Annotated in this window: 22 protein-coding genes; 10 read left to right on the forward strand and 12 right to left on the reverse strand. The window is 64.4% G+C overall.

Features of this window, described 5'->3' with window-relative positions; translation table 11 throughout:
* The 4 genes from CZ338_RS10430 to rimP form a co-directional block, all read right to left on the reverse strand.
* Positions 1-682 (reverse strand): translation initiation factor IF-2 N-terminal domain-containing protein (locus CZ338_RS10430; protein ID WP_204211921.1); only part of this gene is annotated, 682 nt, incomplete at its 3' end.
* Positions 683-779: 97 nt separating this feature from the next.
* A complete protein-coding gene (locus CZ338_RS10435; RefSeq protein WP_087118125.1) occupies positions 780-1,115 on the reverse strand; it encodes a YlxR family protein in 336 nt (111 codons plus the stop codon).
* Positions 1,116-1,275: 160 nt separating this feature from the next.
* Positions 1,276-2,322 (reverse strand): transcription termination factor NusA, encoded by a 1,047-nt coding sequence (gene nusA / locus CZ338_RS10440; protein WP_087118126.1) that lies wholly within the window; start codon positions 2,320-2,322, stop codon positions 1,276-1,278.
* Positions 2,323-2,422: 100 nt separating this feature from the next.
* Positions 2,423-2,977, reverse strand: coding sequence for a ribosome maturation factor RimP (gene rimP / locus CZ338_RS10445; protein WP_087118127.1), 555 nt, complete (start codon positions 2,975-2,977; stop codon positions 2,423-2,425).
* A gap of 50 nt (positions 2,978-3,027) precedes the next feature.
* Between rimP and CZ338_RS10450 the strand changes: the two genes are divergently transcribed.
* Positions 3,028-3,873: a DUF4439 domain-containing protein gene (locus tag CZ338_RS10450; RefSeq protein ID WP_143341305.1), complete on the forward strand. Its 846-nt coding sequence runs from the start codon at positions 3,028-3,030 to the stop codon at positions 3,871-3,873.
* A 59-nt stretch (positions 3,874-3,932) separates the two neighbouring features.
* On the opposite strand, the gene CZ338_RS10455 is transcribed toward CZ338_RS10450, so the two are convergent.
* Positions 3,933-5,711 (reverse strand): proline--tRNA ligase, encoded by a 1,779-nt coding sequence (locus tag CZ338_RS10455; RefSeq protein WP_087118264.1) that lies wholly within the window; start codon positions 5,709-5,711, stop codon positions 3,933-3,935.
* 31 nt (positions 5,712-5,742) lie between these two features.
* Between CZ338_RS10455 and yaaA the strand changes: the two genes are divergently transcribed.
* Positions 5,743-6,537, forward strand: a complete 795-nt coding sequence (yaaA, locus tag CZ338_RS10460; RefSeq protein ID WP_087118129.1) for a peroxide stress protein YaaA — start codon at positions 5,743-5,745, stop codon at positions 6,535-6,537.
* A 192-nt stretch (positions 6,538-6,729) separates the two neighbouring features.
* Here the strand turns inward: yaaA and CZ338_RS10465 are convergent, their stop codons facing one another.
* Positions 6,730-7,137: an endonuclease domain-containing protein gene (locus tag CZ338_RS10465; protein WP_162287331.1), complete on the reverse strand. Its 408-nt coding sequence runs from the start codon at positions 7,135-7,137 to the stop codon at positions 6,730-6,732.
* Positions 7,138-7,177: 40 nt separating this feature from the next.
* Positions 7,178-7,504: a hypothetical protein gene (locus CZ338_RS10930; RefSeq protein WP_162287332.1), complete on the reverse strand. Its 327-nt coding sequence runs from the start codon at positions 7,502-7,504 to the stop codon at positions 7,178-7,180.
* Between the two features lie 196 nt (positions 7,505-7,700).
* Between CZ338_RS10930 and CZ338_RS10470 the strand changes: the two genes are divergently transcribed.
* The 4 genes from CZ338_RS10470 (at position 7,701) to CZ338_RS10485 (ending at position 11,150) form a co-directional block, all read left to right on the forward strand.
* Positions 7,701-8,426: a DUF1648 domain-containing protein gene (locus CZ338_RS10470; protein ID WP_162287333.1), complete on the forward strand. Its 726-nt coding sequence runs from the start codon at positions 7,701-7,703 to the stop codon at positions 8,424-8,426.
* Positions 8,427-8,451: 25 nt separating this feature from the next.
* On the forward strand, positions 8,452-9,108 hold the full coding sequence (locus CZ338_RS10475; protein WP_087118132.1) for a thermonuclease family protein: 657 nt from the start codon (positions 8,452-8,454) through the stop codon (positions 9,106-9,108).
* A 122-nt stretch (positions 9,109-9,230) separates the two neighbouring features.
* Entirely contained in the window at positions 9,231-10,352 is a 1,122-nt protein-coding gene (locus CZ338_RS10480; protein WP_087118133.1) for an ATP-binding protein, read from the forward strand.
* A gap of 63 nt (positions 10,353-10,415) precedes the next feature.
* A complete protein-coding gene (locus CZ338_RS10485; RefSeq protein WP_407919381.1) occupies positions 10,416-11,150 on the forward strand; it encodes an NAD-dependent deacylase in 735 nt (244 codons plus the stop codon).
* 6 nt (positions 11,151-11,156) lie between these two features.
* Here the strand turns inward: CZ338_RS10485 and CZ338_RS10490 are convergent, their stop codons facing one another.
* Entirely contained in the window at positions 11,157-12,107 is a 951-nt protein-coding gene (locus CZ338_RS10490) for a class I SAM-dependent methyltransferase (RefSeq protein WP_087118135.1), read from the reverse strand.
* The gene (cobA, locus tag CZ338_RS10495) at positions 12,091-12,825 is read right to left on the reverse strand and encodes a uroporphyrinogen-III C-methyltransferase (RefSeq protein ID WP_087118265.1); all 735 of its coding nucleotides are present in this window, start codon (positions 12,823-12,825) and stop codon (positions 12,091-12,093) included. The genes CZ338_RS10490 and cobA overlap by 17 nt, the downstream gene beginning before the upstream one ends.
* 25 nt (positions 12,826-12,850) lie before the next feature.
* Here cobA and CZ338_RS10500 point away from each other — a divergent pair, with 25 nt between their 5' ends.
* Positions 12,851-14,053 carry a protein adenylyltransferase SelO family protein gene (locus tag CZ338_RS10500; RefSeq protein WP_087118266.1) on the forward strand — a complete coding sequence of 401 codons (1,203 nt, stop codon included), beginning with the start codon at positions 12,851-12,853 and terminating at the stop codon, positions 14,051-14,053.
* 6 nt (positions 14,054-14,059) lie between these two features.
* On the opposite strand, the gene mqo is transcribed toward CZ338_RS10500, so the two are convergent.
* The gene (gene mqo, locus CZ338_RS10505; protein WP_268875434.1) at positions 14,060-15,571 is read right to left on the reverse strand and encodes a malate dehydrogenase (quinone); all 1,512 of its coding nucleotides are present in this window, start codon (positions 15,569-15,571) and stop codon (positions 14,060-14,062) included.
* A 186-nt stretch (positions 15,572-15,757) separates the two neighbouring features.
* Between mqo and CZ338_RS10510 the strand changes: the two genes are divergently transcribed.
* The 3 genes from CZ338_RS10510 to CZ338_RS10520 all read left to right on the forward strand — a co-directional run bounded on the left by CZ338_RS10510 (position 15,758) and on the right by CZ338_RS10520 (position 19,419).
* Positions 15,758-16,798, forward strand: coding sequence for a serine aminopeptidase domain-containing protein (locus CZ338_RS10510; RefSeq protein WP_087118137.1), 1,041 nt, complete (start codon positions 15,758-15,760; stop codon positions 16,796-16,798).
* Between the two features lie 3 nt (positions 16,799-16,801).
* Positions 16,802-18,235 (forward strand): mycothione reductase, encoded by a 1,434-nt coding sequence (gene mtr, locus CZ338_RS10515; RefSeq protein ID WP_087118138.1) that lies wholly within the window; start codon positions 16,802-16,804, stop codon positions 18,233-18,235.
* Between the two features lie 77 nt (positions 18,236-18,312).
* Positions 18,313-19,419, forward strand: a complete 1,107-nt coding sequence (locus tag CZ338_RS10520; RefSeq protein ID WP_087118139.1) for an HNH endonuclease signature motif containing protein — start codon at positions 18,313-18,315, stop codon at positions 19,417-19,419.
* 97 nt (positions 19,420-19,516) lie between these two features.
* Here the strand turns inward: CZ338_RS10520 and map are convergent, their stop codons facing one another.
* Together map and CZ338_RS10530 are read right to left on the reverse strand one after the other, a co-directional pair.
* Positions 19,517-20,389: a type I methionyl aminopeptidase gene (gene map, locus CZ338_RS10525; protein WP_087118267.1), complete on the reverse strand. Its 873-nt coding sequence runs from the start codon at positions 20,387-20,389 to the stop codon at positions 19,517-19,519.
* Between the two features lie 64 nt (positions 20,390-20,453).
* On the reverse strand, positions 20,454-22,289 hold the full coding sequence (locus CZ338_RS10530) for a penicillin-binding transpeptidase domain-containing protein (protein ID WP_087118140.1): 1,836 nt from the start codon (positions 22,287-22,289) through the stop codon (positions 20,454-20,456).
* Positions 22,290-22,293 lie beyond the last annotated feature (4 nt).

Here is a 22,293-nt window from a genome sequence, read left to right on the forward strand (position 1 = left end):
CACCACCGCGGCCGCCGGGACGCGGCTGCGGGCGCGGGCCGCCCTGGTTCGAGGAGAACGGGTTGTTGGCCACACGCGGGCGACCGCCCGGCTTGGGCATAGGACGCGGCATAGCGGAGCCACCCTCTGCACCCGGCTTGGGCCCTGGCTTCGCGGCAGGCTTCGGACCTGGCGCGGCGGGCTTCGGCGCGCGTCCGTCGGCCGCGTCCGCACCCGGCTTCGGGGCAGCCTTCGGCGCGGGCTTCGGGCCCGGCTTTGCTGCGGCACCCGGCTTTGGCGCCGGGCTTGCAGTGCCGGCAGCACCCGGTTTCGGCGCATCCTTGGCAGCTGCCGGTTTGGGCGCGGGTTTCGCACTAGGCTGTTTCGCACCAGGCTTCGGTGCGTTTGCCTTGGGGGCCTCGTCCTTCGTAGCGTCCTTTGCCGCTGGTTTCGCGGCAGGTTTCGGGGCCGCCGGTTTCTTCGGCGCAGGCTTCTTGGCCCCTGCAGCGGGCTTGTCGCCCTTTGCGCCGTCGCCGGCACCGCGCTCTTCGTAGAGCGCCTTCATCTTCTTCACCACCGGCGGTTCGATGGTGGAAGAAGCGGTTTTAACGAACTCGCCTTCCTCTTTCAGGGTGGCGAGCAATTCCTTACTTGTTACGCCGAGCTGTTTAGCCAGTTCGTGAACGCGTAGCTTTCCGGGCACTTGTCTCCTCGTGGTTGGGCTAGAGGCAACAGTCCGCGGCTACGCGGATGACCTCTAGACGATGGTCATGACGTTCATCGCTGATGCATTTTCTGCTTCATGGTTGAAGACTCATCAGTTCTTTAGTCCTTTTCACTACTTGCTTTCGGTTCGCCGGCGAGGATTCACTCTCACCGGCGATGTACTCACGTACATTGCTGGCATCCACATTCGCGGACACCCGGAGGGCCCGCCCGAAGGCGCGGCGGGACTCCGCCAGCTCAAACGCTTCGAGGGTGGGGGTGATCCACGCGCCGCGGCCAGGAAGTCCCCTTCCCGGGTCCGCGATGATCCGCGTGGGATCGTCGGGGTCGACGACGACGCGCAGAAGCTGAGTGTCCGGCCGCGCCTCGCGCGTGGCTATGCACGTCCGGGTTCGTGTCGGGTTACTCATTTTCGCTTATCGACGTCTCCCACCCCGCCACCTCGGCAGAATTGAAGCCAAGGATCAACCATACGCCATTGGCGCGCGGATTTGTAACTTGTTGTTCACTTAGGCAGCGCGCGGCGTGGGGCCGAGCTGTCAACGCATATTCAACGCGCGAGTGGACGGTTTATTCCGGACGGTCCGCGTCGGAGTGAATGTCGATCTTCCAGCCGGTCAGTCGCGCCGCCAAGCGGGCGTTCTGCCCTTCGCGGCCGATGGCCAGGGAGAGCTGGTAGTCCGGAACTGTCACACGCGCGGTCTGGTCCTCGAGGCTGAGGATCTCCACCTTGACCACCTTCGACGGCGCCAGGGAGTTACCCACGTAGACGGCGGGGTCGTCGGAGTAGTCGACAATATCGATCTTCTCCCCGTTGAGCCCCTCCATGATGTTGGTCACGCGGGCACCCCTGGGGCCGATGCACGCGCCCTTGGCGTTGATGCCCTTCACGGTTCCCTTCACCGCCACCTTGGAGCGGTGGCCAGCCTCGCGGGCGATGCCGACGATCTCCACGGAACCGTCTTCAACTTCGGGCACCTCGAGGGCGAAAAGGCCGCGGACCAGCTCCGGGTGCGTGCGTGACAGGTTGACAGTGGTGTTCCGGTCCCCCGTGGTCACGCCAACCACGTACGCCTTGATGCGGTCGCCGTGCTCGAGCTTCTCGCCCGGGATCTGCTCCGCCGGAAGCAGGATGCCGTCCTGCGGGTTGGCTTCGGTACCGAGCTGGACCACCACGATGCCGCGGGCGTTCGCGTTCGCGTCGCGCTGTACGATGCCGGAGACGACCTTGCCCTCCAGACCGGAGTACTCGTCGAAAGCGCGGGTCGCTTCCGCGGAGCGCATGCGCTTGATGATGGCTTCGCGCACCGCAAGCGCACCCACACGCGAGAAATTCACCGGGGTGTCGTCATACTCGGAGATGACGTTGCCGTCCTCATCGAATTCGCTCACCAACACTGCGACCTGTCCAGTCTCAGTGTCAATGTCCACACGCGCCTTCGAATCGACCACGTCCGCCGAGTTAGCCTGTGCCCCACCGCGGCCGAGAGGGCCACTTTCTTCGCGTGATTCGCGGTACGCACTCAGCAAAGCGGTGGCGATGGTGGTCAACAGATCGTCGACCGGGATGCCCGCTTCCTTCTCGATCCCTTCAAGCGCAGCAATGTCGATATTCACTTGTCGTCCTTACTTACGTGCTCGGTGATGCTCGGTGTACTGGTTGCTTCGCAGCGATTTTGCAGTGTTTCTCGGTGATTCTCAGTGTTTATCAGGGCGTCTACTCCTCTGCGGAGTCCGCGAGAGCTTCAACGCCGCTGAAGTCTGTCTCCGCCAGCTCGAGCTCTTTTGCTGGCGGAGCGTTGAACTCAATTTCTACCACCGCGCCGGACACGGACGAAATGGGAGCGAGTTCCACTGCGGGCTCGCCGCTCTTCTTCTCGGCCGGAACGATGAGCGCAACGATGTCTTCGGCCTCGCTCAGTGCGCCGACGCGGTACTTCTTTTCCCCTACAGTGACCAGGCGGCCGCGGTTGCGTCGCCAATGGCGGGGTTCCGTCAACGGGAGGTCCACTCCGGGAGTGGTCACCTCGAGGGTGTAGCCGGCGCCGAAGTTGACGTCGCCGCGGTCCTCGGCGGCGTCGAAAAGCTCGGAAAGCTCGTTGGAGACTTCCTCCAACTGGTCGAGTGTGGGCGCTTCATCGCCTGCTACTGCGACGACCACCTGTGATTTCTTGCCCGCCTTGACCGTTTTCACAGCCTCAATGTCCAGCCCCCGTGCGTCGGTGACAGGACGGATCAGGTTCTCGAGTTCTGCGCTTTCCGGAAATGCCATGGCCACCACCATACGGGTTGGGCGTGCGGCGGGCGGTACAGTCTCCCACTGTGACATCCTCCAGCCGTATCTTCGCCGCCTGCCTCACCGCAGCCCTCGCCGCGCCGTTGGCTGCCTGCTCTCCCCTCGACGTCTTCGGGCCGCGCGCCAACGGGGAGATCATGTCGCTGGCGCAGCACGCCTCCGCCGACAGGGTCTTTGGCGACGGCAAGTGGAGCGAGATGCGTGCTTTCCACGCCGAGCAACTCAAGGACGAAGCACGACGACTGTGCGGAACGAACGATGCCGGCGAGGTACCATCCTCGTGCGATGTCACTTATGGCGATACCGACCTGCCCGCAGCGGGCGAGGCGGAAGAGCTGCTGACGCTCACGGTCGAGGCCGCTGACAAGGTGCCGGACGAATCAGTCGACCTCGTTATCGCCCAAGCCATCGACGCGCTCGCTCTCGAGCCTGTGACACTGGATCCCGTCGCCGACCAAGACAATGCCGACTCTGATTCCGCCGTCACCGACGAGGACGACCTCGAGGCTGTCCGCGCAATGCTGGCCGAGGAGAACGCGTTCTCGTACGGGCTCGATATCGCACTCGCCCACGCCGACACCGACCTGCGGGACCGCATCGCCGCACTGAAAAAAGCCTCGGACCAGCGTGTGCGGGCCCTCGGTGCGCTCATCAGCGAGGAACACCCCGACTGGGACTCCCCCGCCCCCGGCTACGAATTCACGCCCGGCAACACCGAGCCTGCGAATCCGGCCGAGGCTGCTGCGTTGGTCAAGCAACTCGAGGCTAGCGTCAACGAGAAGTGGCGTCGAACAGCCGCCAACGCCCAGTCCACTGAGTGGCGCGAAGACGCGATCCGCCTTGCCGCGCACGCGCAGCGCGGACCCGCGTGACGGGCCTAGCCGGCGTGCAAGCCAGTTGAGCCGCGACCGGCGACCAGCCTTTCAGCCAGCTAGCTGTTGACCAGCTCCTGGACCTTCTCCACGATCTGGTCTGCGGGCACCTCGAGGGTCTCGCCGCCGCGGATGCGCAGCTCAATGATGCTGTCGGCGAAGGCGCGGCCCAGGATCACGATGAAGGGCATGCCCAGCAGCTCAGCATCCTTGAACTTGACGCCGGGGGAGACTTTGGGGCGGTCGTCGACAAGCACGTCGATTCCCGCGGCCTCGAACTCGCCGACGAGCTTCTCCCCTGCCTCCATCGCGGCGGCGTCCTTGTTGGCCACGGCGAGGTGCACCTGGTACGGCGCGATCTCCTTCGGCCACACAAGCCCCTTGTCGTCGTGGGTCTGCTCCGCGATCACGGCGAGCATGCGCGTGATGCCGATGCCGTAGGACCCCATCGTGGGCACGGCGCGCTTGCCGTTCTCATCGAGGATCTGCACGTCGAACGCTTCGGTGTACTTGCGGCCCAGCTGGAAGATGTGGCCCAGCTCAATACCGCGCGCGAGCTGCACCGTGCCGTTGCCGGACGGCGACGGGTCGCCCTCCTTGATCTCGGCGGCCTCGATGAACTCGTCCACCTCGAAGTCACGGCCGGCCACGAGCCCGACAACATGCTTCTGCTTCTCATCCGCGCCCGTGATCCACGAGGAGCCAGACACCACACGCGGATCCGCGTACAGCTTCACGCCGTTCGCCGCCAAGCCCCGCGGGCCGACGTAGCCCTTGACCAGGAACGGGTTCTTCGCAAAGTCCTCCTCGCTGGCCAGCTCGAACGTCGCCGGTTCCAGAGATGCCTCAAGGCGCTTCTCGTCCAGCTCACGGTCGCCCGGGATGAGCACGCCAGCCAGCTGCGGCCCGACTGGCTCGCCGTCCTCGCCCACCTGGCGGGGGTCGTTGATCTTCACCACCATGCACTTGAGGGTGTCGGAGGCTTGGGCCGGTCGGCCGTCGATAAGCACGCCCTCACTCTGAGCCCACTCGACGAGTGCCTCGATGGTCTCCGAAGCCGGCGTGTCGTGGACGACTGCCTCCGGCTGGCCCTCAATCGCGCGCTCCGCGGGCGGAACAGTGACCACAGCCTCAACGTTGGCCGCGAAATCGCCCGCAGTGGACACGACGAACGTGTCCTCGCCGTTCTCGCTGTACGCGAGGAATTCCTCCGACGCGGAACCGCCCATCGCGCCTGACGTCGCCTTGCAGATCTCGTATTTCAACCCCACACGGTCGAAGATCGCCTGGTACGCACCGCGGTGCTTGGCGTACGACTCGTCGAGCCCCTCATCCGACATGTCGAACGAGTAGCTGTCCTTCATCACGAACTCGCGGCCGCGCAGCACACCCGCACGCGGACGCGCCTCGTCGCGGTACTTCGTCTGGATCTGGTACAGCGTGACCGGGAAGTCCTTGTACGAGGAGTACAGATCCTTCACCGCCGCAGTGAACATCTCCTCGTGCGTCGGCCCCAGCAGCATGTCGGCGCCCTTGCGGTCCTTCAGACGGAACAGGTCGTCGCCGTATTCCGTCCACCGGTTCGTCGCCTCGTACGGCTCGCGCGGCAGCAGCGCCGGGAACAGCAACTCCTGCGCGCCGATCGCGTTCATCTCTTCGCGCACGATCTCCTCGATGTTGCGCAGCGCGCGCAAGCCCAGCGGCAGCCACGAGTACACGCCCGGCGCTGCGCGGCGGATATACCCGGCGCGCACCAGCAGCTTGTGGCTGGGCACCTCAGCATCGGCGGGATCTTCGCGCAACGTGCGCAGGAACAGCGTGGACAACCGTGTGATCATGCCGGTGAGTTTACCCGGTAGCTTTGACGGCATGCTGATCGTGCTCCCACCCTCCGAAACCAAGGCTCCCGGCGGGGAAATGGACGGCATCGACGTGTCGTTTCCTTCCCTCGACCCGATCCGCGCCGACATCATGGACGACCTCGCCGCGCTCGACGTGGACGAGATGATGGACGCGCTCAAGCTCCCAGCGAGCAAGCGCGAAGAAGCGGCCGAGAACCGTGGGTTGCGCTCGGCCCCCGTCATGCCCGCCATCCACCGCTACACCGGCGTGCTGTACGACGCCCTGAATGCCGCGACCCTTTCAGACGACGCTATCGGCCACCTCGCCATCGGGTCCGCGCTGTTCGGGGTGGTGCTCGGCACCGACACCATCCCCCGGTACCGGCTCTCCGGCGGGTCAAAGCTCCCGGTTCGCGGCGGCGGCACCCCGTCAAAGACGGGGGCGAAGGGCACAGCACCGACCATGAAGGCCCGCTGGGGTTCCGCCATCACCGACGCACTCTTGGCCGCCGCGGCTGACCCCGCCCTCGGCGGCGGACTGATCGTGGACATGCGCTCCGGCGCGTATCAACAGCTCGGACCAGTGCCCGGCGCGGTCACCGTCCGCGTCGAGTCGGTGCAGGACGACGGGTCCCGGAAGGTGGTCAGCCACTTCAACAAGCACTACAAGGGCGAGCTGGCGAGAGTACTGGCCAGCGCACCCGACGCGGACTCGGTGAGAGGCATCGAGGGGGTCGCCGCAATCGCCGAGGCTGCCGGCATGACCGCGGAACTGCCCGGGGAGGACAGCAAGGACCCGAATCAGCTCACCCTGGTAGTGTAGGAGGGGCCGGGGGCGCGGGCGGTGTCGATAAGCGTGCTCGTGCGCGCTGAGGGAGGTTTGCCTTTTGTGGTTTGCTTTTTGCACGTCGAGAGCCGCAAAACCCCAGTTCGCCGAAGCCGGAAATTCGCAAAAGGCAAACCACAAAAGGCAAACCTGCTATTCGATCGCCGTTACACGCCGGATCCTTGATCATTACGAAACAGCAAGTGCGCGCCTGATCCGCTCCACGAATCCCTGCGGATCGCGACGGAGCGCCTGCGGCGACACACGACGCACCAGATAACCACGGTCCTGCAACTGGTTCTCCCGTGCGCGTCCCGAGCGCAATGTCTCATCTACCGGCTTGTAGGTGACCCCGTCGTATTTTTCCTGTCCGTCCACTTCGACGATCACCCGTCCGACGAGCAGGTCAACGCGAAACCTCCCGATCTGCACCTGCGCGCGTACCTCAAGGCCCGCCTCGATAAGAAGCCCCCGGGCATAGCTTTCGTAAGGCGACTCAGAGCAATCGATTGCATGACGGACTACCTCTGGAACCGTCCCGACTCCCTTCCGTCCGTGCATACGCTGAACTTCCAGCTGCAACTGATTCCGTGTCACTACACCGTGTCCCAAAAGCCAGTCCACGGCCACGAGCCCTTCAAGAAAACCGTAACGTGCTGCGATGTCGCAGGGCAGTGCGCACATAGGTCGTCATGTGCATGCCGTAGACTTCCGCGAAGTTGTCGGCGAGGAAGCCGTCGCGGTAATAAACAACCCCTTGCGGCCATTTCGATTTCGGCGGCAAAGCTCCCGAGGGGAGCATGAGTTCGACCTTTTCCCCCTTGCGAGGTACCACCCACATCCCAAGCAGTCGTGCAGCTGACCGACCGCACACTACCGCTCGTGGCGCACCGGCCGCTACTGCGGCGACGGTGATCCACTTCTGTTCATAAGCTTCCAACGCTGAATAGAGATCGCGCGGCAAAGCGCACCTCGAAGACAGCTCGACGAGTTCCCCTCAATGATTTGGCGTCCTTGTTCGCGATTTCCAGAAGCTGCCGCCCGAGTGGACACTAACGCCCCGATAAGCTCTCTTGCTTTGTCTGTGTTCATTTTCTCCCCCGCACCCATTCTTGCACCGTCGCGGTCAGGTGTCTCGTGGTGTCCACTACAGTGGACATGTGAATTCACGTGCCTTGTACAGCGTGGCGCTCGGCGTGGCGCTGCTGACGTTCGCTGTCATCGTGCTGCGCTACGACGCGGTGCCCGAGCAGATCCCCACGCACATCGGCCCGGCCGGCGAGGTCGACAGCTGGGTGCCCAAGTCCCTTCCCGCCGCGACGTTCGGCGCGTGGTACTCGCTGCTGCTTCTGGCGCTCATCTTCGCGGCGCTTCCGCGTCCGGGCATCGCTTATCGACGAATCCCCGTCTCCCCCACCTCCGAAATCCCATTTTCGGACTCCGCCGCCGACAAAGCCGCAGCTCTATTGCGCGTGTCGGACCGTTCACTGGCATGGATTGCGGTGGCGCTCGTCGTGCCGATGTGCCTGCTCGAGCTGACCTTTGTCTTCCCCGAGTATGCGTCGTACCGCACGGCCTCGCTAGTCGTCCTGGGTGTCGGCCTCGTTGCAGCGGTGATCTACACTTTCGTGCTACTTTCCCGCTGGCCGAAGCAGATGGAGGCGATGCCCACCGACGAGGAGGAACGCACCCGCCAGAAGCATTTCGGTGCAGGTTCCGGGATGGGCTTTTACAACGCGCCCGACGACCCGATGGTCACGTGGGTGTCTCCGTTCAACCAGGGCAAAGTGGACCTGAACTGGGCACATGCGCCGGTGAAGCGGTACGTGCTCGTGGTCGTGGTGTTGCTCGTCGCGGTGTGCGTCGTTCCGTTCCTCGCTCTCTAAGCGCGGGCATCTGGAGGCAGTAGCGATGAAGAAGTGGATCGCAGGCATCGCCGCGGTGATTCTCGTGGGTGCTGGTGCTGCGGCAGCCGTGGTCGCGGGGAGCGGCACGACGGTCGAGTGCGTCGTCGACGGCGATACCGTCGACGTGTCCACCTGGTCGGGAACCAAGCGGGTGAGGTTGCTCAATATCAACGCCCCTGAGCTCGCCCACGACGGTGCCCCTGAAGAGTGCCTCGCTCAGGAAGCCAAGGACCGTCTTGAGGAGCTCCTGCCCGAAGGCACAAAAGTGACGCTCGAATACGACGCGGACCGACAGGACCGGTACGGCCGCGAGCTCGCCGGAGTGTTCAAAGGCACCGACTTCGTCAACGAGCGGATGGTCCGCGACGGATTCGCCCACGCCGTCCTGTTCGAACCGAACCGGAAATTTTACGAACGGATCCTCGCTGCCGAGGCCGGCCCGCGGGCGGATCAAAAAGGGGTTTTCGGCGTCGATCCGGGATGTCTCGTCGAGGCCGCGCCCGCCCCTGGCGAAGCCCAGGACCAGCCCGCGCCAGCCGACGCCCCCGACACCTACACCGGCTGCCGCGCCTACGGCGGGAATTATTCGCTGAACAACGTGGACAAAAACGGCCGGCGGTACGCCAAGATCGACTGCGACACCAAAGAACAGATCGGCTAGTTGAAACAGGAAGACGTTCACACGCATTCCGTGAGCGGGCACACTGTGAACCACACGGCAATTTATCGGTTTATCGGTCGAGGCGAATTTATCGGTTTATCGGTTGCGCTACACTGACCAGCATGGACAATCCCTTCCGCCCAACCTTCGGAGCCAGCCCCCTCGTCTGGGCAGGACGCACCACAGTGCTCACCGACTTCGACCGTGCACTATCTGGGACTGCTGGAAACCCTGACCGCTCTCTTTTGATCTCGGGATCGCGTGGCATCGGAAAAACTGTGCTCCTCACGGAACTCGAAGACATTGCGACGCAGCACGGCTGGGTCGTGCTGCGTGCCTCAGCCCGGGAGCAGATTGCTGAATCACTCATGCAATCTGTGATCCCTGAAGCGATCCGCCGTCTGTCTCCTCCACCGCAGCGTCGCATCACTGGGGTTTCTGTGGCTGGCATCGGGTCGGTGAGAACCGATGTGGAGACCACCGACTCAGTTCCCAGGCTCACCACTCAGTTGCGCGAACTCCTTTCACATCTCCGTGCTACAGGCGTGCTCATCACCATCGACGAAGTGCAGGACGCCTCCCCCGAGGATCTGACCCAGGTCGCCGTGACGTACCAGGATCTAGTGCGCGACGATTTGCCTGTCGCCGTCGCTATGGCCGGGCTCACCCACGGAATCAACACTCTCCTTGATCTTCCAGGGGCGACGTTCCTACGGCGCGCCCGTCACTACGAACTCGGACCTCTCACGTTGGAAGACGCCCGCACGGCTCTTTCTGATACAGCCCGCGACGGTGGCAGGCCGTTCGAAGACGCTGAGCGCGCGGCTCAGTTCAGCAAAGGTTACCCCTACCTCGTTCAGCTTCTGGGGTTCCTATCTTGGGAAGCTGCCGACGCTTTCGGCACTGACAGTATCGACGCCCACTCAGTGTCGGACGCAATTCCGCGCACCCTCGAACGGCTGGGGGTTCAGGTACACCAGCCAGCTTTGCGGGATGTGCCTGCCCGACAGATGGAATACCTTCGGGCGATGGCTGCTATCGAGGCCGAAACCGGTTCGAACGAAGTCTCTTCGTCCTCGCTCTCAGAGGAGCTCGGCCGTCCCTCGACGGCGCTTTCCGACATTCGCGCCCGCCTCATCGAACGCGATCTGATTTCTCCCGCCGGGTGGGGCCTCGTTGAATTTTCTCAGCCGTATCTCGGACATTATCTGCTGGACCGCGGACGTCCGCAGCGAATAAGTTGACGTTCCGCAACTCGTTGCTCCCATTTTTCAGCGCCGAAGCACGCACCCAGCCGAACGCATAGCCTGGGAACCATGAGCATCACTCGCGCCCAGGAGATTCTCGCCAACGCCTCGCACATCGAGGTCTTCACCGGTGCCGGCATGAGCGCTGACAGCGGTATCGCCACGTACCGCGATGCGCAGACGGGGCTGTGGGAGAACGTGGACCCGCAAGATATGGCGTCAACAGACGCGTGGCACGACGACCCGGCGACGATGTTCGCGTGGTACCTGTGGCGCGCCCGGCTCGCGCAGCAAGCAGAGCCTAACGCGGGCCACATCGCCATCGCGCGCTCACCGAAGACGACGGTGACCACGCAGAACATCGACGACCTGCACGAGCGGGCGGGCAGCGAGGACGTCGTTCATCTGCACGGTTCGCTTTTCAGCTTCCGCTGCTCGCTTTGCGACGCCCCCTTTACCCACCCCATCCCCTTCCCCCAGGAGCCGGTCGCAGAGATCACTCCTCCCTCCTGCACTGTGTGCGGCGGCCCGGTCCGTCCGGGAGTGGTGTGGTTCGGCGAAGCGCTCCCCACAGACGAGTGGGCGGAGGCCGAGCGCCGCATGAGCACGGCCGACGCGCTATTGATCGTGGGCACCTCAGGCGTGGTCTACCCCGCCGCCGGGCTGCCGCTCATGGCGCACGCGCGCGAGATCCCCATCGTCGAAGTCACCCCCATGCGCACCGATCTGTCTCATTTGGCCGAGGTGGTCGTCGAGGACACCGCGGCCAGCGCCCTCCCGAAACTGCTGGGCTAGAACGGGTCAGCGGGTCGCCCGCACGACCGTGAACGTCCTGTCGCGCGCCACCTGCTCCACTGAACTGAAGCGTCGCTCTACTTCCCCGCGGTAGCGCAGGTGAGAATTGTGCACCAAGTAGAGCGTGCCGCTGGGGGTGAGGAGGCGCACGGCGGCGTCGAGAAGCTGCTGCACGAGCGTGGCGTCCACCGTGGTCCCGTCGTGGAACGGCGGGTTGAGCGCGATGGTGTCGAAGGACGCATCGGCAAATTGCGATCCGGCATCGTCCCACGTCGCCTCCATGCCGATGGCGCGGGCGGAGAGCACCGCGTCCGCGTCGGAATCGGTGGCCACCCCTCCCAGACCGCGGGTGACCGAACCGTTTCCGCAGCCAAGGTCGAGCAACCGCCCTGGTTCCGCCGGCAGGCACGAGCGCAGGAGCTCCCCGCCGCGGTCGGGCTTCGCACCGGAGAACACGCCGCCGATAGCGACGAGACCATCGCCGCGCACCGGCTCGTAGGCCACCCCGCGCGGACCGGACGCCACGAGACAACGGAACTTGCCGCGGCCGAGCGAGGCCGATACGTCATCGAAGGACTCCCCCAGCACTGCATTCATTCCGCGCGACAAGTGCTTATTGTTCGCGCCGAGGACCACCCGCACGTCCGTGTACCCGGCACCTGCGATCGAGCGCGCCAGATAGTCCAGACGGGCCAACGACTTCGGCATCTCCCCGACAGCAACGGCCGCGCCAGAAGATCCGGCTAAGAACGAGTCCAGGCGCACATCGCCAGCCACCACAGCTCCGAGTGCGGCTGCCTCTTGGCTGCGCGCAAAGTCCGAATCCAGGAACACCACCGGCCCGCCGGCGGCAAGGGCGGTACGCGTGAGGTCCAGGGTGGGGTCGTGGCAGATGAGGGTGGTTGCAGAGGCGCGGACAAGCGCCGTGTCCGCGATGAGGCTATCCAGCGTGCGCAAGACCTGCGACCTCCCCAATGATGTAGACGGCGGGGTTGCTCACGTTTTCGCGGTCCATGAGGTCGGCCAGGTCGGCGAGGCTCGTCCGGAAGGACCGCTGCCGCGCGGTCTCCCCGTCCTGGATGATCGACGCCGGTGTCGTGGCCGGCAGGACCCGCTGCAGCGCAGCCGTGATTCCGTGGACCTGGCGCACACCCATGATCACCACGATTGTGCCGCCAACCTTCGCGAGTGCCTCCCAGTCGACGAGCGAGCGCGGATCCTCCGGTGCGAGGTGCCCCGACACGACAGTGAAGGAATGCGTCACGCCGCGCTGCGTCACGGGGATCCCGACAGCCGCGGGAACCGACACCGCACTGGTCACGCCCGGCACGACCTCGCACGGCACGCCCGCCTCCGCGCACGCCGCGAGCTCCTCGAAGCCGCGGCCGAACACGTACGGGTCCCCGCCCTTGAGCCGCACGACGCGCTTGCCGTCGCGGGCGTGGGCGACCAGGAGCTCGTTGATCCGCTCCTGCGCCACCTGCTTCGCGTACGGCAGCTTCGCTACATCGACGATCTCCTTGCCGTCCGTGTCCAAGAATTGATCCAGCTGATCCGTCGGCCCCAGGTGGTCCGTGAGGATCACATCCGCGGCCTCCAGCGCGCGGAGCCCGCGAACGGTGATCAGGTCCCACGCGCCGGGGCCGCCGCCGACAAGAGTCACACTTCCGTTCATGGTCACCAAGTCTAGGGTGGTGGCCATGCCGCATCCGAACCTCGCCCACACCTTCGCCGACACGCTGCCGTCCATGGCGGTCGAAGCGCGCGGCGCCGACTTCCCCGACCCGCAGCTCGTGGTGCTCAACGAGCCGCTCGCCGAATCCCTCGGCCTCGATTGCGGGTGGCTGCGCAGCGATGACGGCCTCCGCTGGCTCACGGGCACACACGGCGGGCACGCAACCGCGTACGCAGGACACCAGTTCGGCCAGTTCGTGCCCTTGCTTGGAGACGGCCGCGCCCTCCTCCTCGGCGACCTCCCCGGCCCGGACGGCCGCGCAGAAATCCAGCTGAAGGGATCGGGCCCCACCCCGTTCTCCAAGCCGGGCTCGGACGGCCGCGGAGCACTTGGCCCGATGCTGCGCGAGTACCTGGTCAGCGAGTTCATGCACGCCGTCGGCGTGCCCACGACCCGGTCGTTGGCCGTGCTCACCACCGGCGAGACTGTACTACGGCAGCAGGGTCCGGTGCCCGGCGGCGTGGTCGTGCGCGTGGCAAGCAGCCACTTGCGCGTCGGGTCGGTGCAGTACGCCGCGACGCAATCGCCGGAACTGGTCTCCGCCGTGATCGGGGCCGCCGGGTTCGACACCCCAGAGGACCTACTGAGCACCGTGATGGAGCGCCAGCTGGACCTCGTGGCGCAATGGATGCGCCTCGGCTTCGTCCACGGCGTGATGAACACCGACAACACCGCACTGTCCGGTCAGACCATCGACTACGGGCCATGCGCTTTCACCGAGTGCTTCCGCGGCGACGCCTGCTACTCGTCCATCGACACCGGACACCGCTACGCGTTCGGCAATCAGCCCGACATCATGGCGTGGAACCTCACCCGCCTCGCGGAAGCTCTGCTGCCCGAGAGCAACGCCGACGCCATGCGCGAAGTCCTGTCGGAGATCGAGCCTGTGTGGAACCGCGCGTGGTCCACCCACATCCCGGACCCCGAAGAGCTCGGGCGGGCAGACGACATCACCACCCACAACCGCGAACACCACAGCGGTCCGGTGTTCGTGCCACGCAACCAGATGCTCGACGCGGCGATCACGACTGCGGAGCAGAGCGGGGATCTGGATGCCTACCGGGAACTTCTCGCCGCTGTGACGGACCCCTACAACGCAAAAGCGGGCCCGGCCTGGATGGCCGAGCCCGAGGGGGATGCCCCCTACGTTACGTTCTGCGGAACGTAGCGCTTTTTACTGCTCCAGCTTGAGCACGCGCTGCGTGTACTCCCACTGCTGGTCGTACAGGTCGCGGTGGCGCTTGAGAGACTTGCCGTACGTCGGAATCATGTCGTAGAGCTTCGGGCCCCACTCGATCATGCGCTCGCCGAAGCAACGCTCCAGAAGCTCCAGCATCGCTGCCGGGGCGATGGATGCGCCAGGCGACGCGCCGAGAATACCCGCGATGGAACCGTCCTGGTCGTTGACCAGCGCGGTGCCGAACTCCAGGGAGCCGAAGTGCGGCGGCGCAGCCGGTTTGATGATCTGGACGCGCTGGCCCGCGATGACGGCTTCCCAGTCCTTGTTCTCTGCGGACGGCATGTAGTCGCGCAGGTCGTCGACACGGCTGTCGAAGGACTTGAACACCTCCTCGACCAGGTACTTCACCAGGTCGAAGTTGGTTGCCGCGACGCCCAGGTAGGACGGAATATTGTCCGGGCGGATCGACTTGAACAGGTCCAGGTAGGAGCCTTCCTTCAGGAACTTCGGAGTCCAGCCGCCGAACGGGCCGAAGAGGAGGGACTGCTTGCCGTCCACGACACGCAGGTCCAGGTGCGGCACGGACATCGGCGGAGCACCGACCTTGGCCTTGCCGTAGACCTTCGCCTGGTGCTTCTCCACCAGCTCCGGGTTGGTGGAGCGCAGCCATGCACCCGAGATGGGGAAGCCTGCGTAACCGCGGACCTCCGGCACGCTCGCGGAACGCAGCAGATCGAGGGCGTAGCCACCGGCGCCGACGAAGACGAAGCGAGCGCGAGTCACCAGGGTGTCGCCGGTGTGCAGGTTCTTCACCTTGACGTGCCAGAACTTGCCCTTCTTCTTCAGGCTCTGCACCTCGTGGCCGTAACGGATCTCGGTGCCGGCCTGCTTGGCGTGGTCGAAGAACTGGTTGGACAGCGCACCGTAGTTGACATCGGTGCCGGCGTCGGTCCAGGAGATAGCCACGTGCTCGCGGTCGAAGTCACGGCCGGCGGCCATGAGCGGGAGCTTCTCAGCGAACTCGTCCCGGTTATCGGTGAACTGCATGTCCGGGAACATGTAGTTGCCGCTCAGAGCCTCGTAACGGCGGCGGAGGTAATCGATCTGCTCGTCGCCCTGCGCGAAGGAGACGTGCGGGACTGGGTTAATGAACTCGGTCGGGTCGGTGAGCACGCCTTCTTCGATCTGGTGGGACCAGAACTGGCGCGAAACCTGGAACTTCTCGTTGATGTTCTGCGCCTTGGAGACATCGATGCGGCCGTTCTTCTCCGGCGTGTAGTTCAGCTCGCACAGAGCGGAGTGACCGGTACCGGCGTTGTTCCACGGGTAGGAGGACTCGAGCGCAGGGCCGTCGAGACGCTCGTACACCAGCTGCGTCCACTCCGGCTCCAGCTGACGGATCATGGCACCCAGGGTGGCGCTCATAATGCCGGCGCCGATCAGGAGGACATCAACCTCGTCTCCGTTCCCTGTGCCTGCTTTTTGCTGCGAATACGGTGTTGACACTTTCAATGACCTCTTCGATCCGATAATCGGGTAATGCTGATGAAGCTTACTCTAATCATTCCACGGCATTTGTCGTTGTCATTAAACGCTAGGAATACCCCCAAAAACCACAATCCTCACTCAGGCGGTACCGCGCATTCCCGTGCGGGCTCCACCCCCTCAAGGCCACCCCTAAGATGGAGGACCATGAAATCCACAAAAGACAACGCCAGCACTCCCCTCCCCATCGACGACCTTGAATGGACCACCGACCAGCTCGGCGAAAGTTACCGGCGAGCCACCATCCCCCTCGGTCCGGATCCGGACGGTGAGGGAGAAAACGTGGCTGTGCTAGTCAAAGCCGGCGACGACGCGCCCACCGGCAAACCCGCGCTGCTCTGGGTACACGGAATGTCGGACTATTTCTTCCAGACGCACGTGGCCGAGCACTTCACCGCGCAGGGCTACCCGTTCTACGCCGTGGACCTGCACAAGTGCGGCCGCGCCCACCGCGACGGCCAGCGCTGGCACCACACCAACGACATGGCCACCTACTACGACGAGCTGACCAAAGTCACCAACCTCATCGCCGCTAAACACGGCGCGGTGATCCCTCTGCCGCACTCCACAGGCGGGCTCATTGTCCCGTTGTGGCTCGACCACATCCGCCGGAACGATCCCGAGACCCACGCGCAGGTCGCCGGGATGATTCTCAACAGCCCGTGGGTGGACATGCAGGTGGCGGAGTGGCAGGTGAAGGTGCTGCGGCCCGTCGTCAAGCTTGCTGCGAAAATCGCGCCCAACCTGAAGTTGCCTATCTCCGGCGAGTCCACGTACGGCGAGTCCATATATAAAGGGCTGCACGGAAGCTGGGATTTCGACACCGAGAAAAAGCGGCTCGGCGGCCACGACAAGTACGTGGGATGGCTCAACGCTATCCTTGAGGGGCAAAGCACGCTTCACGATGCCACCACCGACGCCGCCGTGCCCACCCTCACCCTGTGCTCCACCCACTCATACTTGGGCAAGCCGTACTCCCCCGCCGCCGACACGGCCGACACTGTCCTGGACGTCGAACAGATCCAGCACTGGGCACCGCAGCTCAGCTCCGCCGCCAACGAGACCCGCCCGATCCCCGGCGCTCTGCACGACGTATTCCTGTCCCAGCCGCACGCACGCCACCTCGCCTTCGCCGCAGCTGACGAGTGGCTGGCATCGTTCGCGACCACCCCAACCGCAGAAAGCTAGACCATGCACTTCGACTACATCATCATCGGCTCCGGCTCCGGGAACTCGTTTCCCACCCCGGAATTCGACGACGCCAGCATCGCCATCATCGAGGAAGCCCCCCGCTTCGGCGGCACGTGCCTGAACTCCGGCTGCATCCCCACCAAGATGTACGTGGTCGCGGCTGACACTGCGCACTCCGCCGCGACGTCGGAGCGCCTGGGCATCCACACCACCTTCGAAGGCGCCGACTGGCCCGCCATCGTCGACCGCGTCTTCGGGCACCGCGTGGACATCATCTCGCGTGGCGGCGAAGAGTACCGCCGCGGGGACGAGTGCCCCAACATCACTCTTTTCCGCGGCCACGCGCAGTTCACCGGCCCCAAAACTCTGTCGACGACTCTGGACGGCGAGGACGTGGAGATCACCGGCGACACCATCATCATCGCCGCCGGTTCGCGCCCCTTCATCCCTCCGGTCATCGCCGAATCCGGCGTGCCGTACCTCACCAACGAAGATGTCATGCGCCTGCCGGAGCAGCCCGAATCCATCACGATCCTCGGCGGCGGTTTCATCGCCATGGAATTCGCCCACGTCTTCCAGTCGCTGGGCACCCACGTGCGCATCGTCAACCGCTCCCCGCTCATGCGCCACCTCGACGCCGACATTCACGACCGCTTCAACGCGCTTGTCGCGCCCCGCTACGAAACGCACATCGGGCGCATGGTGTCCAGCGCGTCCCACGACGACAACAGCGTCACGCTCACCCTTGACGACGGCACCTCCCTCACCTCCTCCGCCCTCCTCGTCGCCACCGGGCGTGTCCCCAACGGCGACCGCATGAACCTCGCTGCCGCTGGTGTGGACATGCACGACAACGGGCGTATCGTCGTCGACGATTACGGTCGCACCACCGCCGACGGAATCTGGGCGCTCGGCGACGTCTCCTCCCCCTACATGCTCAAGCATGTCGCCAACGCCGAGCTACGAGCTGTCCGCCACAACGTCCTCCAGGCCGCTGGCGCACGCGATGCCTCCGGTGCCCCCGGTGCCACCAGCACATCCGACATGGTGCCCATGCCGCACGACCACGTCCCGTCCGCCGTGTTCACGTACCCGCAGCTCGCCACCGTGGGTCTGACGGAGGAGCAAGCTCGCGAGGCCGGCTACGACGTCACCACCAAGATCCAGAACTACGGCGATGTCGCATACGGGTGGGCGCTGGAGGACCAAGGGAGCGTCGTCAAGCTGATTGCCGACAAAAAGACCGCGAGGTTGCTCGGCGCGCACTACATGGGACCGCAGGCGTCCACATTGATCCAGCAAATGGTCACTGTGTTGGCGTTCAACCTCGATCTGCGCGACGTCGCCCGCCGTCAGTACTGGACGCACCCTGCGCTTGCTGAGGTCACCGAGAACGCCATCCTCGGCCTCGACCTCGACTTCCCTGACTACTGAAGGACACCCAGGGCGTAGTGTCTACTCCAGTAGACACCCCCTTTCCACCGGGGACGGCGGTGTTTAGGTTGAAAACCATGAACCCTTTCACCGCAGTGCTCGGGTCGCTGAAGAACCCGATTGACTTCCTGGAGTACTTCGACTCCCAGGAAGCCATCGACGCGGGTCTCGACACTGCCACGGTCAAGAAATGGGAAACGGTCCACAACACCTATTTCGGCCCCACGAAGTGGACCCGGAAGCAAAAACAAGCCAGAGAAGCAGCCCAAAGGAGCGGGTTCACCAGCGACCAGCTCTATCTCATCGAATTCCGCATCAAGCACATCACCGTCGAGCGCGAAAAATGGGCCCTGCGTTTCCGCTTACTCAGCATCCGGGGCAATTTCACCACGCTGAAATGCAAAGCCGATGACATCGTGCCTGAAAAGAAGGCTCCCGCTCCGCGAAAAACCATGGCCTTCGGCAGGTCTCGGGGCAGAATGCGCCCAATGCGCGTCATGGCCCCTGAGCGTGACATGGCGGCTCTCGAATTCGCGCTAAACCGACACGTTTCCGCGGATCGGCCCGCGGGTCCGCAGATGGTGGATGCCCTGCTTGAGATTCTCGGCCTCCGAAATGGGGAAAGCAACGAACCTGCTGTCCCTCCCCATTCCACTGTCTCCCCCGCTATTCCACGGCCGATGATTCTCATCCCGTATCCGTCTTACATCGACATACTGAATGGTGACGGGGATGAAACTGTTCTGGGTCTCACCGACGGCACGACGATGACGGGCGCAGAGTTTCTCGCTGAACATTACGGCGAGGAGCTCGAAGTGGCCACGTTCCATCCCCAGCACGGCGCCGTCAATCTCTACCACACCAAACGATTCGCCAACCAGAAACAGCGTGACCTGGCAAGAGCAACGTCAACCACGTGCCCCGTTCCAGACTGTCGCCAAACCTCGGATAATTGCGAAATCCACCACGTCGAAGCGTGGTCGCGGGGCGGCCCCACGAACATGGCGAATTTGGCACCGCTGTGCAGGTATCACAACCGGACTAACGACGACGACCCGGACCGGAACCATCGCGGACGAATCAAGAACATTCGGGGTTCACCGGTGTGGTGCTCCCCGCGGGGATTCCCGGTGGCCAATAAGGTTCACCCGTTCGGTGCTATGACCCTCCTGTTCGGACGCTGACAGCGAGGGCGGTGTTCCGCGCCCGAAAGTTGTTCAAGACTGCGCTCACCCCTCGAGCACCTGTGCTCACTCCTGCCCGCGTTGGAGCCCCAGGGTGTTAACGCTGCGAATCGGGAATAGTGAGAATCTCGTTCCCGTCGTCGGTGATCACGATGGTGTGCTCGAACTGGGCGGTGTATTCGCCGTCGCGGTTCTGCACAGTCCATCCGTCGTCCCAGATGTCGTAGTCGAGAGAGCCAATGTTGATCATCGGTTCAATCGTGAGAGTCATGCCGGGTTCGAGGACGTCGGTGTAAGCGTCGGAATCGTAGTGCAGCACCACGAGCCCGTTGTGGAAGGTCGTGCCCACGCCGTGCCCGGTGAAGTCGGTGACTACGTTGTATCCGAACCGCTTGGCGTAGGACTCGATGACGCGGCCGATGACGTTGATCTGGCGGCCGGGCTTGGCTGCGCGGATACCGCGCATGGTGGCTTCCTTGGTGCGCTCAACGAGCAGACGGTTCTCCTCGGCGACATCGCCGGCGAGGAAGGTCGCGTTGGTGTCGCCGTGGACGCCGTTCTTGTAGGCGGTGACGTCGATGTTGCAGATGTCGCCGTCTGTGATCACGGTGGTGTCGGGGATTCCGTGGCAGACGATCTCGTTGAGCGAGACACAGCAGGACTTGGTGTAACCGCGGTACCCGAGAGTGGACGGGTACGCCCCGTGGTCCAGCATGTACTCGTGGGCGATGCGGTCAATCTCGTCGGTGGTCACACCGGGGGCGACCGCGGCACCGGCGGCTTCGAGAGCGTTGGCGGCGATTCGGGAGGCTTCGCGCATCTTCTCGATGGTCTCCGCCGTCTGGATCAGCGGCTCACCGACGTTCTCCTGGACTTCGTCCTTCCAAGCGTACTCGGGGCGCTCGATAGTCTCGGGAACCGTGCGAATCGGCGTGGGTTTTCCGGGGGTCAGTTTTCCGCGAGTATTCATGCGCACCATGCTAGTCCTCGTCCCCTCGCCGCCGAATCCGGCTCCGGGCACCTGCAGAGTGCGTCTAAGGCTGCTGCGGCTTCGGCGCACCGGCTTCGTCGATGTTGCGCAGCATCGCGTCGGTGACCGCGACGGCGGCTTCGGACCCGCCGCCGAGGACGATGAGGGTGGCAAAGGCGATGTCGTCGTCGCGGTAGCCGGTGAACCAGGAGTGGGACCCGCCGTTGATCTCGGCCTCGCCGGTCTTGCCGCGAATGTCGCCGCCGGCGCTCATGCCGGAGGCTGTTCCACCGGGGCTGGTGACGGCCTTCATCATGCCCTGCAGTTGCTCGATTGCGCGCGGATCAGGCGCCGGCGCTTTCTCGCTCGGGGTGGTGTCGCGTCCAGCGATGAGGTACGGCAGCGGAGTGGATCCATGGGCTGCGGTGGCGGAGACGAGGGCCATGCCGAACGGCGATGCAAGGTCGAGGCCCTGGCCGTAGCCGGCTTCGGTGCGGTCGAGCGGTTCTTCGCCTTCGGGGATGGATCCGGTCAGCGAGTCGAGTCCAGCGATGTCGTAGTCGACGCCGAGGCCGAATTGCTTGCCCACAGCTTTCAGTTCGCCGGGAGCGAGTTTGGTCGAGATGTCGGCGAACGTCGTGTTGCAGGAACGTGCGAACGCCGTCTGCAGCGGGACGCTGCCCAGCCCGAAGCCGGCGTAGTTGGTCACGGTGCGCCCGTAGATGTCCATGGTTCTCGGGCACGGCACGATGGATTCAGAAGAAAGGCCTTGCTTATCGACGCCCGCGAACGACGTCAGAATCTTGAACGTCGAGCCGGGCGGGTACTGCCCCATCATGGCGGTGTTGCCGTCTTCGTCCGCTGCTTTCGTCTGGGCGACGGCGAGAATCTCTCCAGTCGACGGACGGATGGCCACGATCATGGCTTTCTGCCCGTTGATGGGTTCGAGCGCTTTTTCGGCGGCAGTTTGCACCTTGTGGGAAAGGCTCACGGTGATGGAGGGCGAAGGTGCTGCCTCGTGGAGCTCAACATCTTCGAGCTCGTTGCCGTTCTCGTTGACGATCGCGACCTTCCATCCGGCGTCGCCCTCGAGATCTGCGCGGACTTCTTCGCCGATGCGCGCCATGATGTCGGGGGCGAAGCTGGCGTCGTCGGCAACCATCGCTGCTTCCTCGTTGAGTCGCACGCCACTCAGCCCGCCGACCGCCCCTTCGATGGCCTCGCGCGAGGTGAGCGGAACCATCGCGACGGAATACACCCCGGAAGCATTCTTCAGCTGCTTTTCCAAGTCCCCCGCACCGCGCGTGGGTACCGCCGGGTCCTGATCGTGGGCCACGGCCAACGCGTTAGAAATTGCCGCGGCGGTGTCCGCCGTGACCCCCACAGCGCTGGTATCCACCAGTAAGCGGTACGCCACGCCGGGACTGAGCAGCGCCACCCCGTCCGACGACACAACGCTCGCCTGCTCTGCCGGCACCGGCCGAAGTTCCAAGTGCTGATTCGCCCCCAGCCGCGGGTGCAGGATCGACGGTTGCCAGCGCACTGTCCAATCGTCGTTTTGCTGTGTGAGAGTCATGGAGGCGTCGTAACGCACATGCCTCTCGCGCGGCAGCTGCCAGTCGAGCGTGTAGTGCGCTGTGGCGAGATTCTCCCGCTGGTCGACGTTGTTAAGCGTCGCAGTGACCCCCTCCGCCTGCAGTCCGCCGACAGAGGTCTCCAGGGAGTCGGAGGCTTTCGCGGAGTCGTCGACAAGCTCTGCCATTTTGCCGTAGTCGAAGCTTTCCAGCGCTTCCAAGAACGAGCTCGCGACGGGCTCCGCGGGGTTCGGCTTCGGCGTGCACGCGACGGCACCCAGCGCGATAGCCAGGACCGCGAAGAGCGCCGAAAGCCGAGTTTTCATGGGC

The sequence above is a fragment of the Corynebacterium urinipleomorphum genome, assembly GCF_900155535.1.
In the GTDB taxonomy this organism is placed as follows: domain Bacteria; phylum Actinomycetota; class Actinomycetes; order Mycobacteriales; family Mycobacteriaceae; genus Corynebacterium; species Corynebacterium urinipleomorphum.